The organism is Saccharopolyspora thermophila (genome assembly GCF_014646075.1).
GTDB classification, from domain to species: Bacteria; Actinomycetota; Actinomycetes; order Mycobacteriales; family Pseudonocardiaceae; genus Saccharopolyspora; species Saccharopolyspora thermophila.
Genome location: NZ_BMMT01000021.1, coordinates 24,175 through 35,811, shown reverse-complemented (window position 1 = coordinate 35,811; position 11,637 = coordinate 24,175). Strand labels below are relative to the sequence as shown.

At 67.6% G+C, this 11,637-nt stretch carries 11 protein-coding genes; 9 read left to right on the top strand and 2 right to left on the bottom strand.

Annotated features, from left to right (window positions below):
• Nucleotides 1-7 precede the first annotated feature (7 nt).
• Complete coding sequence (gene mftD, locus IEY17_RS22545) at nt 8-1,174, top strand: pre-mycofactocin synthase MftD (RefSeq protein ID WP_188991016.1); 1,167 nt, start codon at nt 8-10, stop codon at nt 1,172-1,174.
• A gap of 124 nt (nt 1,175-1,298) precedes the next feature.
• On the opposite strand, the gene IEY17_RS22540 is transcribed toward mftD, so the two are convergent.
• Nucleotides 1,299-1,529 (bottom strand): hypothetical protein, encoded by a 231-nt coding sequence (locus IEY17_RS22540; protein ID WP_188991014.1) that lies wholly within the window; start codon nt 1,527-1,529, stop codon nt 1,299-1,301.
• Between the two features lie 437 nt (nt 1,530-1,966).
• Between IEY17_RS22540 and IEY17_RS22535 the strand changes: the two genes are divergently transcribed.
• The 4 genes from IEY17_RS22535 to IEY17_RS22520 all read left to right on the top strand — a co-directional run bounded on the left by IEY17_RS22535 (nt 1,967) and on the right by IEY17_RS22520 (nt 6,221).
• Nucleotides 1,967-2,641, top strand: coding sequence for a helix-turn-helix transcriptional regulator (locus tag IEY17_RS22535; protein WP_188991012.1), 675 nt, complete (start codon nt 1,967-1,969; stop codon nt 2,639-2,641).
• A gap of 299 nt (nt 2,642-2,940) precedes the next feature.
• Nucleotides 2,941-3,681, top strand: a complete 741-nt coding sequence (locus tag IEY17_RS22530) for a response regulator transcription factor (protein ID WP_188991010.1) — start codon at nt 2,941-2,943, stop codon at nt 3,679-3,681.
• Nucleotides 3,681-4,796 carry a sensor histidine kinase gene (locus IEY17_RS22525; protein ID WP_188991008.1) on the top strand — a complete coding sequence of 372 codons (1,116 nt, stop codon included), beginning with the start codon at nt 3,681-3,683 and terminating at the stop codon, nt 4,794-4,796. Before IEY17_RS22530 ends, IEY17_RS22525 begins: the two co-directional genes overlap by 1 nt.
• Before the next feature lie 219 nt (nt 4,797-5,015).
• Nucleotides 5,016-6,221, top strand: a complete 1,206-nt coding sequence (locus IEY17_RS22520) for a PLL family lectin (RefSeq protein WP_188991006.1) — start codon at nt 5,016-5,018, stop codon at nt 6,219-6,221.
• 106 nt (nt 6,222-6,327) lie between these two features.
• On the opposite strand, the gene IEY17_RS22515 is transcribed toward IEY17_RS22520, so the two are convergent.
• A complete protein-coding gene (locus IEY17_RS22515) occupies nt 6,328-6,672 on the bottom strand; it encodes a CAP domain-containing protein (protein WP_229680485.1) in 345 nt (114 codons plus the stop codon).
• A gap of 294 nt (nt 6,673-6,966) precedes the next feature.
• Between IEY17_RS22515 and IEY17_RS22510 the strand changes: the two genes are divergently transcribed.
• The 4 genes from IEY17_RS22510 to IEY17_RS22495 all read left to right on the top strand — a co-directional run bounded on the left by IEY17_RS22510 (nt 6,967) and on the right by IEY17_RS22495 (nt 11,607).
• A complete protein-coding gene (locus IEY17_RS22510) occupies nt 6,967-7,293 on the top strand; it encodes a WXG100 family type VII secretion target (protein WP_188991002.1) in 327 nt (108 codons plus the stop codon).
• A 34-nt stretch (nt 7,294-7,327) separates the two neighbouring features.
• A complete protein-coding gene (locus tag IEY17_RS22505; protein WP_188991000.1) occupies nt 7,328-7,630 on the top strand; it encodes a WXG100 family type VII secretion target in 303 nt (100 codons plus the stop codon).
• Nucleotides 7,631-7,739: 109 nt separating this feature from the next.
• Nucleotides 7,740-8,492, top strand: a complete 753-nt coding sequence (locus IEY17_RS22500; RefSeq protein WP_188990998.1) for a hypothetical protein — start codon at nt 7,740-7,742, stop codon at nt 8,490-8,492.
• Nucleotides 8,493-8,592: 100 nt separating this feature from the next.
• Nucleotides 8,593-11,607 (top strand): WXG100 family type VII secretion target, encoded by a 3,015-nt coding sequence (locus IEY17_RS22495; RefSeq protein WP_188990996.1) that lies wholly within the window; start codon nt 8,593-8,595, stop codon nt 11,605-11,607.
• Nucleotides 11,608-11,637 lie beyond the last annotated feature (30 nt).

Here is an 11,637-nt window from a genome sequence, read left to right as displayed (position 1 = left end):
ATCAGACATGTCCCAGTGGTTCGAGACGGTTGCCGAGGCCCATCGCCGCGCGAAGAAGCGGCTGCCGGTATCCGTCTACAAGGCTCTCGTCGCCGGCAGCGAGAAGGGCCGGACCCTCAACGACAACATCAGCGCCTTCGCCGAACTCGGCTTCGCCCCGCACGTCGCCGACCTGCCGGGGAAGCGGGACCTGTCGACCACCGTGCTCGGCCAGGAGGTCTCCCTGCCGGTGATCGTCTCGCCGACCGGTGTGCAGGCGGTGCACCCGGATGGTGAGGTCGCCATGGCGAAGGGCGCGGCAGCCGCCGGCACCGCCGTGGGCCTCAGCTCCTTCGCCAGCAGGCCGATCGAGGAGGTCGTGGCGGCCAACCCGAAGACCTTCTTCCAGGTGTACTGGTCCGGCGACCGTGACCGCATCCTCGCGCGCCTGGAGCGCGCCCGCAAAGCTGGGGCCAAGGGGCTGATCCTCACCCTGGACTGGTCCTTCTCCAGCGGTCGCGACTGGGGCAGTCCGGTGATTCCGGAACGGATGGACCTGCGGGCCATGCTGCGCTTCGCGCCGCAGGGCCTGTCCCGCCCGCGGTGGCTGCTGAGCTTCCTGCGCCACGGCCTGCCCGACCTGACGACGCCGAACGTCGTCCCGCCAGGCGAGCCCGCACCGACGTTCTTCGGCGCGTACGGCGAGTGGATGCAGACGCCGTTGCCGACGTGGGCGGACGTGGCCTGGCTGCGTGAGCAGTGGGGCGGGCCGTTCGCCATCAAGGGGATCACCCGGCCCGACGACGCCCGGCGGGCGGTCGACGCCGGGGCCACCGCCATTTCGGTGTCGAACCACGGCGGGAACAACCTGGACTCCACACCCGCCGCCATCCGCCTGCTGCCCGCGGTCGCCAACGCGGTCGGAGACCAGATCGAGGTGCTGTTCGACGGTGGGATCCGGCGCGGTAGCGACGTGGTCAAGGCCCTCGCGCTGGGCGCCCGGGCCGTGATGATCGGCCGTGCCTCCCTGTGGGGCCTGGCCGCCGGCGGGCCGACGGGGGTGCAGAACGTCTTCGACATCCTGCGCAGCGGCATCGACTCGGCGCTGCTGGGCCTCGGCCGGTCCTCGGTCCATGAGCTGGTGCCCGAGGACCTCATCATCCCGGAGGGATTCTTCCGCCAGGTCCCCGCCTGACCCGCACCCGCGTGCCTCGACGTGTCGTCGTGCCCGAGATTCCCGGAACGAGGGGCCAAGCGCGACGAAGCCGCCGTTGTGTACCACAGCGGCGGCTTCGTGCTGACCTGGTTCGGAGTCGCTGCTAAATCCTGACCCACAGCTCCCACTGGCCATCCGTGCGGTGCTTGAAATAGCAGTCGGTCATGTCGACCCAGCGCTCGTCCGCAACGCCGTCCCTGCATGCCTGTACGACTGCTTCGTCGTTGGGGTAGACCCCGGCGAACGTGTCGTAGCCGGAGGCCGCCATGGCCGGAGTGCTGAAGGCCAGTGTGCCGGCGAGGAGTGCCACGCCAACCAGCATCGTGCGGATCATGCTGTTTCTCCGTTGGTCTGCTGCGATTGCACAGGTGTTCCTGCGCGAGCAGATCCTATGGTGGCGCCGGGAGAATTCTCGATGTCTCATGATCACACATGCCCGAAAGGGCAAGGCATTATCCTGATGATGCCTTCGTCAGTGTAACTCGGCGGTGTCCGAACGTCCACAATGGCCACGTCTGGCCGGTCCACAGGGTGTTGGCGCGACGTCCTGCGTGCCCGCGCCAGGTGTGCCGTCCGCCGTGGTCCGGTACGCCCTGGTGAGGGGATTCCCGCGAACGTCCGCCGTAACCCGGTTCTTTCGTATTCGAGCCTGGACACTCCAGATGTGTGGTTCGCGGGTTGTCCCGTGCATGACGCGGTGGGGCTCGAGCGGCTCCCGGGCGTCGCGTCAACCAACCTGCTCAGAAGGCATGTCGGAGGAAGAGCGCGATGATGACCAAGGTCGGATCGGCACATTCGGTGGGCGCGGCTGAGCGGCAGCCGGGCGAGCGGATTCGAGTCGCGGTATGGGCGTCGGATCCTATCACCCGGACCGGGTTGACCGAGTTGCTTCTGGGTCGTGCCGAGGTATTCGTCGCGACGGACAGGTTCCCCTCCGATGTCGACGTGCTCGTCTTCGCTGCGGACGGGGTGACCCCGGAGGTCATGGCCAACATGCGCAAGGCAGCCGCGGAGTCGGCCGCACCGGCGGTCCTGGTGGCCAGGCAGCTGGAGCGCTCCGCGCTGATGAGGGCCGTCGAGTGCCGCGTGGTCGCGGTGCTGCACCGCAACACGGCCACGGGGGAGCGGCTGATGGAAGCCATCCGCATCGCGGCTGACGGCGGCGGGGCGCTGCCCACGAACCTGCTGGGTGAGCTGCTGCGGCAGGTGGAGAACCTGCACCGCGAGGTCCTGGAGCCGCGCGGCCTGAACTCGGCCGGTTTCACCGCGCGGGAGATCGACGTCCTCCGGCTGCTGGCGGAAGGGTGGGACACCGAGGAGATCGGCAAGAAGCTCTGCTACTCGGAACGCACCGTGAAGAACATCATCTACGCGATGACGAGCCGCCTGAACCTGCGCAACCGGCCGCAACTGGTCGCCTACGGCCTGCGCGTCGGCGTCATCTGATCACCTCGCCGTAGCGCTCCGATGCGTAACCGCCGATTACTCGACGCTACCTCCGCCGCTGATTCGACAAGCGCGCATGCATTGGTTCGGCGTGCCGCGATGAAATGCTCATTTGAGCAGTTCTGACACGAGAATGAAACAATCCCCAGCCCGGTCCTTCCGGTAGTGGCGCACGTCTTTCGAGGCCCCTGACGAATTCGCTCGTCAAGAGCGGTTCAGTGAAACGCATCCGCTTGCACGTGGCACTGTGATTCCCATTAGTGTGAGAGGAGATCATCGGCGAGAAGCGGGTTCGAAGGATGGCACAGGTTGATCGAGGTGCGGACCGGCGGGCAGCGGGACCGCGGATCCTCGTCGTTGAGGACGATCCGACGGTGGCCCAGGTGGTGTCCGGCTACCTGCAGCGATCCGGCTACACTCCGGTGCTCGCGCCGGACGGTGCGACGGGGCTGGAGCTGGCCCGGCGGATGGCGCCGGACCTCGTCGTGCTCGACGTGATGCTGCCCGGCCTCGACGGCATCCAGATCTGCCGGGAGCTGCGCGCCGCCAGCCAGGTGCCCATCATCATGGTGACCTCCCTGGGCCAGGAGGAGGACCGGGTGCGCGGCCTGGAGGTCGGCGCCGACGACTACCTCACCAAGCCGTTCAGCCCGCGCGAGCTGGTGCTGCGTGTCCGCTCCGTGCTCCGCCGCACCAACGCCATGCCGCCCGTCCGCTCCGATGGCATGCTGCGCGCCGGCGACCTCGTGGTGGACCGGTCGGCGCGGGTGGTCAGCAAGGCCGGGCGGGAGCTGGCCATGACGGTCAAGGAGTTCGAGCTGCTGGTCTACCTGATCCGCAACGCGGGTCGGGTGGTGCGGCGGGACGAGCTGATGCGCGAGGTGTGGTCGCACGACTTCGGCGACGCCTCCACGGTCACCGTGCACGTCCGGCGGGTGCGGGAGAAGATCGAGGACAATCCGTCCCGCCCCATGCTGCTCAAAACCGTATGGGGCGTCGGTTACCGGTTCGACCTGCCTGAGGCAGGAGCCCACGGCTGATGACTCCGCTGCTGGTCGCGTTGATCGCGGTGTGTGAATCGGTGGGAGTGGGGCTCATCGGCGTGGTGGTCCTGCGGCTGCTCCGCCACTACCCGGTGGGGTACTCGCTGGTGGCGGTGGTCGTCATCACCGTGTGCGCGATCAACACGAGTACCATCACCATGGTGCTCGCGGCCGGATCGCGAGAACTGACGGCCGGGGTCACCCTCGGGGTCAACCTCATCGCCGGCGTGGTGGCCACGTGCATCGGGTTACTACTCGGCCGGTCGGTGATGCGGGGCAGTCGGCAGCTTGCCGAGGCCACCCGCCTGTTCGGGCAGCAGCGCCGGTTCCAGCAGCCGGAGGACCCGCCGAGCGCCGAGTTCGCGGAGCTCGCGCAGGAACTACGGATCACCAGCGACAAGCTTGCCGAGTCGCGGCGGCGAGAGCAGGCGCTCGACGCGTCCCGGCGGCGACTGGTCGCCTGGATCTCCCACGACCTGCGCAGCCCGCTGGCGCGGCTGCGGGCCGTGGCGGAGTCCATCGAGGACGGCGTGGTGGACGACCTGAAGGAGTACTGCGAGAAGATCCGCGCCGACACGGACGTGCTGTCGCAGATGGTGGACGACCTCTTCGAGCTCTCCCGGATCCAGTCCGGCTCGCTGCGCCTGAAGAAGACGGAAGTGGCGCTGGACGACCTCGTCAGCGACGAGGTGGCCGGGCTGGGCGTGCTGGCCGACAGCCGCGGGATCAGGCTGCGGGCGCGGACCGTCGAGCCGGTGGCGGTCACCGTGGACCACCGCGCCATCACGAGAGTGGTCAACAACCTGCTGGTGAACGCCATCCGCTACAGCCGCGAAGACTCGGCGGTCACGGTGGATGTCCGCGCGACCGGCGGCTGGGCCCTCGTGTCGGTGAGCGACGAGTGCGGCGGCATCCCCGTGCAGGACCTCGGTTCGGTCTTCGACATGGGATGGCGCGGAAGGAACGAGGACACCGTAGGAGGGGCGCGCAGCGGTGGTCTCGGGCTCGCTATCGTGCAGGGACTCGTGCAGGCACACAACGGAACCGTCTCGGTGCACAACGTTCCGGGAGGATGTTGCTTCGAGGTCCGGCTTCCGCTCCATGCCGCCTGAGGCGCTTCGACGAATGCGAAGGTCGCGGGTGACTCAGCGGACAGACGCGGACCTCCGGGCGATCGGGTACCGGAGGCGTGTCCTGACGCTCGACAGCAACGACATATCATGGCGTGGGGGTGGAAATTGCCTCTGTTCTCGACTGGTGATCGATCGCGCCGCTCCACCGACCAGCATGGGCACACGCAGAATCTCGGCGACGACTACCCGACGATGCCGATGAGCGCAGTCCCCCGACGCCACAACGACCAGAAACTGCTGGTCCTTGTGGGAATCGGCGGCATCCTGCTGACCGTGGTGCCGTTCCTCGTGCTCAGCCGGATACCCGACTCGCGCCCGGCGGGAACGCCGGCGGGAATGCCGACGGGAACAGCCTCGATGGCGCAGCCGGTGCAGATCACGCCGCAGCCCGCGACGTCGGTACGGTTGGCCGGCGACCGCGTGGTCGTGTTCGCCAAGGGCGGGGACGGTGCGGTGCTGCGCAACGTCGACAACCTGACGGCGGAGAAGCCACCGTCCGGGTGGGTCGACCTGGGCGGCCGGGCAGCCGGGCAGCCGGTGGTGGTGAATGATGCCCGAGGCAGGATGGGCGCGTTCATCGTGGGCGTCGACGGTGCCGTGTGGCGCAATCCCGACGTTGACCCGACCACCGCGACATCGACGTGGCGCGACCTGGGCGGACGGCAGTTCGTGGGGACACCCGCAGCGGCCCAGGACGCGCGAGGGCGTCTGGTCGTCGTCGCCCGGAGCTCCGACGGACGACTGTGGGAAAGCCACCAGAAGGAAGTCGCTACTGAGACCTGGACCGACTGGCGGGCCCTGCCGATCGGCGCGGCGAGCGATCCGGCGATCTACCGTGACTCGCACGGGAAGATACGGATTCTGGCGGTCGGCTCGAACGGGCGGATGGCGGTCCTGTCACAGACCGCACCTGCGGCCGAGGACTGGAGCGCACCCGTTGACCTCGGTGGCCAGCTGACGACGGCTCCGGCGGCGGTGTTGGACTCCAAGGGCCGGATGCACGTCTTCGCGCGCGGTGTGGATGGTTCGTGTCAGCACAACGGCGAGACGAACCCCGGCACCGGACAATGGCTCGGTTGGAACAGCTGCGGCGGCCAGCTGGTGGGTTCGCCGCTCGCGGTCCTGGATGGCAAGAACACGGTGGTCGTGTTCGCGATCTCGCCCAGCGGTTCGGTGTCGCACACCTGGCGCAAGAGCGACATCCAGAACACCTGGATGCCGTGGAAGGACATCGGCGGCAACATCGCCGACCTGGTGGGCGTGGCCCTGGACCACCGGGGCAGGCTCATCGTGTACGGCGTGGGCAAGCGGGGCGGTATGGAGCAGACGCACCAGGCGGGCCGCGCCGCGGGGCCGTGGAGCAGCTGGTCGACAGAACTCGGCGGCGTGTTCCCACCGGACTGAGTGGTCCGCGCACCGCAACAAGCGGGAGAGCGGGTTCGCGGTGCCGTGGCGCACTGCGGAGTGCCCGGGGCCCGGCAACCGGGCCACCGCACGCACTGTGCTTTCTTTAGTAGCCGAAGTTCTGCGTCCACCAGGGGCCCGTGGCGTCGACGTACAGTCCCACGCCGATGAACCGGAACTCGGCGTGCAGGATGTTCGCGCGGTGCGGGATGCTCTGCATCCACGCGTGCACCACCGCAGCGGGTGATTCCTGGCCGACCGCGATGTTCTCGCCGCCCGGGTGCTCAAAGCCCGCGGCCAGCATCCGTTCGAACGGAGAGGGACCGCGCGTCGCCTGGTGTGCGAAGAAGCCACGCCGCGCCATGTCGGCGCTGTGTCCGCGTGCCGCGCGGCGCAACCGCTCGTCGATGTGCAACGGGGGGAGCCGGCGCTTGGTCCGCTGTACGTTCACCAGCTGGACCACCTTGTCCTCGGTCCGGGTTCGCACCAATTCGCGGCTGGAACCGTAAACCATCCTTCTCCTGCCTCCTGACCATCGCCAGCCCGCCTCAGCATCGCTGCCGGCGCGCACGCGGACGAGACCACCGACCAGCGAAGTCGGTGAACAGGCAGAGTGACGCGACTTTCGGGCAGTGTCCCGGCCGGATCGTTGCCGGTGGGCACTGCCAGGTAGGGAGACTGACTTGCGCCCGTGGCCACATGCTGCGGGTGGTGCGGGAAATCCGATTCGATGAGGAGCATCTCGATGGCTCAGCAGGTCCAGACTTCCACCCCGGGAATGCAGCACGCGGCGCAAAGGTTCGCCGAGACCGTCTCTGATTTCAACCAGCAGTTGCAGAAGGTCAACACCACGATGTCTTCCTTGCAGGCTTCCTGGACCGGGGATGCATCGCGGGATTTCAACACGGCGATGGACAACTGGGAGCGGTCTTTCCAGGTGATCATCAACAAGCTGATCGAGATCATGGACACGATGGGCGTGAACACCAAGGCTTACGTGAACGCCGAGGAAAACGCCTCGGGCACCGCCAAGTACTTCGCCCAAGCGCTGCCCCCGCTGCCCGGCGTCTGATCATCCAGCAACTGCGCAGAGAAAAGGAACGAGTATGTCCGACTACCGATTCAACTTCCAGATCGCTGACGCGACCCTGTACGACATGGACCACGTGACCAAACACGTCAAGTCGGTCCTGGAAGATCTGGAGCGCGATGCTGAAGCCAGCATCAAGGACTGGACGGGTGACGCGCGAGACGCTTACTGGAAGGCGAAGGCCGAGTGGGACCAGCAGGCTGCGGCGATGCCGGTCTACCTCGAGGCGGGGCGGAAGGCGCTGCTGCAGATCTCTGACAACTACGGCACGACTGAGCAGCGGGCGCAAATGATCTGGAACGACGTCCGAGGCGGCTGACCGTCCGCCGCAGGCGAGCGTGCGGCCGCCGGGAGCACCTAACCGCTCCGGCGGCCACGTGCGCGGATGATCGGGTCCGCGCCGAGAACCGGATTCATGGAGGAACACGATGGGCGAACAGTTGCAGGGGCTCGATTACTGGCTGTCACTCGACTACTGGAAGGATACCGAGGCGTACGACTGGGAAAAGATCGACTATCTGGTCGAGGAGGGCTTGCTCTCTGAGCGAGATCGGGATCTGATCCATGCTGAGGGCAACATTATTGCCGCTGGTCTGTCAGGCAGCGGTTTTCCGGAGATCGATGCGGCTCTCGAGCGTTACCACGAGGCGAGTGACAAGATCGAAGAGTCGGTACCGGAGCCGGAGCACGACGAGTTCGACGAGAACAAGGATTACTACTCGCATCTCCCGAAGTCCGAACACTCCGATGTGAAAGCACCCGCCGTCGATGACAAACCGCCGGCACCTGATTACGGTGGCGAGGGCAGCGAAAAGAACGTGGTGGTCAACCGGGAGGCGATGGAGCGGTTCGTGAAGGTGGTGGACTCGCTCCGGGAAACCATCAATGAGTCCCAGAACTATATCCGGAAGATCGAGATCCTGCCTGGTTGCTTTCCGGAGGCATACCAGTTGCGGGACGTGATCAATCCGCAGGAGGGAGTGGGGCTGAGAAAGAGCGTGCTGGACTTCCTGGAAAACTCGTCGAACGCTTTCTACGACATCACCGTGGGGATGCGTGAAGTAATCAACGAATACACCGGTACTGAAGATGACAACAAGGTCACCGCGGAGAAGGTGGCAGAGATTATGAACGCGCCATACTCGGAAATTGACAGCCTCTCGCCCAAGGGTACCGCCTAGGGGTGGCGACGCGGTGTCGTGCCCGGGGTGCCGGTGATCACCACGCGGTTGGGCGGTCCTTCTCGCTACTGACGAAAGAGGTCCCGAGGGGTTTGGGGCGATGAGTGACGAAGAAGAGTCGAACCAGAACGACAAGTATGGCATAGAGTTCGCTGACTCCGAGGACGGGGTTTTCGGCAAGCCGCACGGGGCCAACGCCAAGGGCGGCGGCGACTACAGCGAGTGGGACTGGAAGCATGTCGAAGCTGCCATCAAGGGTGGGGCGGCAGTAGCGGATGATTCGGCCAACCTGGTCACAATCGTCGATCCGCACACCTTGCGAGTGGCCGCCGCGTATTTCGACCACGCGCAGCAGACAATGGACATGGTCGCCACGAGCCTCCGCGAGCACGCGGAGGCGCTCGCTGGGGAGCACGGCGCTTGGCAGGGCCCAGCCGCGAAAACCTTCTTGGCGAAGATGAAAACGTTCGCCAGGCATCTGGAGGAGAACGCTGAGCGGATCCGCAGTGGTGACGGGCGTGCCGGCGGTGGCGGGGGCCGCAGCGTGCTCCACGACCCGGCATCCGCACCGGGTGCGCTCTACCGCGACGGGGAATGGCTGGCGTGGGCGCAGGAAAGGATTACCTACCTCGACGATTATTACGGTCGGCTCGCCCTCGCCCGCGGTGTCACCAAGATGGACAACGGCCTCATCCCGGTCAGTCAGGACAAGGAGGTCGTGGAAGCGTTCAACGTCGAGGCGCGCAAACTGATCAAGCAGCTGGCGGACACCTACTCGTCCTCCCTCGATCACATCAATGTCGAGCCGGTGAACGTCAAGCCGATCGATCCCCCCGGCCCTCCGGGGCCTCCGGCTCCTCCCAAACCGGATGTTCCCGATGTTCCCAAGCCGGACGTTCCGGATGTTCCGGACCCGAACGTTCCCAAGCCGGATGTTCCGGGACCGGATGTTCCCGGGCCAGAGGTTCCTGGAGGGGATGGTCCCAATACCAGGATTCCCGCACCGGATGTTCCGGGGCCGGATGTGCCAGGGGCGAATGTTCCTCCCCCAGGTGGTCCAGGCGCGGCCGGTCCGGGCGCGGACGTTTTGGGGGCGAATGTTCCCGGGCCAGAGGTTCCTGGACCGGATGGTTCCAATACCAGGATTCCCGTACCGGATGTTCCGGGGCCGGATGTTCCGGGGCCGGATGTTCCTGGTTTGGCTGGTCCGGGCACGGACATTCCGGGAGCGAGTGTTCCTGGTCCACATGTGCCGGAACCGAATCTTTCTGGGACGAATCCGCCGGGGACTGACTCCCCCGGTGTTCCGCCCGTCGCACCGCCCGTTCGGACGCCGCCGCCGCCGTCAGTGCCTCCGCCAACCGCGCCGAGCAGGAAGCCGAGCACGGCCTCTCCGGGTACGGTGCCACCGCCGTCGGTGCCACCGCCGCCAAGAGCTCCGGACGGATCCAAGCTGGGCGGCGGTCCTCCGAGCTTGAACGCTCCGGGTGCTGGCGAGGTCGACTCCCCGGGCGGCATCGGTTCCCCGCCATCCATCGAGCCCCCGCCCGGTCTCCAGGACCCGGCAGACGGGGCGATCGGTGACCCCAACGGCGCGCAGACCGGCGATCGCGACGAGCACGGTGCGGTTCCGCCGATGGCGCCGCCGATGGTGCCTCCGGTGTCGCCGCCTGCGGGTGGTGGTGCTGGTGGTGGTGAGCGCTCGGATGCCTCCGGTCTGCTGGACGCGGGCGAGGAGCCATGGACGGGTATCGGGTCTGGACCGTCGGTGGGTGATCCTGATGCGCCAGGTGGCGCGGTCCCGGGTGGTCGGGGGCTTGACGTGCCGGGTGTCGAGGTGCCCACGGGGGAGGATCAGGTGTTGGAGGGTGGTTCCTCGACGGGTGTTCCGCCGATGGCGCCGCCGATGGTGCCTCCGGTGTCGCCGCCTGCGGGTGGTGGTGCTGGTGGTGGTGAGCGCTCGGATGCCTCCGGTCTGCTGGACGCGGGCGAGGAGCCATGGACGGTCGTCGGGTCTGGACCGTCGGTGGGTGATCCTGATGCGCCAGGTGGGGCGGCTCCGGGTGGTCGGGGGCTTGACGTGCCGGGTGTCGAGGTGCCCACCGGTGTGGATCAGGTGTTGGAGGGTGGTTCCTCGACGGGTGTTCCGCCGATGGCGCCGCCGATGGTGCCTCCGGTGTCGCCGCCTGCGGGTGGTGGTGCTGGTGGTGGTGAGCGCTCGGATGCCTCCGGTCTGCTGGACGCGGACGAGGAGCCATGGACCGGCGCCACCGCGGTGTCCGGGGAGCCGACCGCGCCGGAGGGCACTGCCCCAGGCGGAGCGGCCTTGCAGACGCCGACCGCGGAAAGGTCAACCGAGGCGTCGCAGGACAGCCCCGCGAGCGTGCCGCTGACCCAGGAGTGGCCACCCAGCCCGCAGAACGATGGCGCGCACCCCCCGGTCCCGCCTCCGCTCGTCACTTCCGCTGTGTCGGACGCTGCCGGGCCCGCGGCCGCGGGCACCCGCGGACCTGGCGATCGGTCGCGTCCGGAGGAGGAGTCGACCGGATCGCCACTCGTGAGGGATGTCCCGCTGCGACAGCAGCAGTCTGCCGCCTCCTCGGGGTTGGGTGGCGACACTGGTATCCGGGACGTTCCCCGGCGGCAGGAGGATCACGTTGCGATCGTCCAGCCGGTCGAGGTCAAGGACACCCGTTCCTGGGACGTGCCCGAGGGCGGTGTGCCCTGGCTGGTTCCGTTTGCCGTCCGGACCGATGGGGCGGACGACAAACGGGACCGGGGCAACCCGGACCACACGCTGCGGGACAGCACACCGTGGCAGGACGCCACCCTCGTGACCTGGCGCCGCGCAACGCTCGGCGAAGCCGAGAAGCAACCGGTGGCGGCGGACCGGGGTGGTCTGGTGCGGTGCGGCGGTCCAGACTACACCGACGAGGAGCGGGCTGCGCTGAAGGCCGCCAGGGAAGCCGAGGCGGCTGCAGCGGCGCAGGCCGACGACGAGAAGGACGACGACAACAACGACAACGGCGAGCGGTCCAGCTCCGACCTGCTGGTGCGGGACGACTCGGCGTGGGGCGGTGGGCGTGCGGCGCCGCCGTCCGGGGGCATCGGATAGGGCGTGCGCGCGCCCTGACGGGAGCGAGGC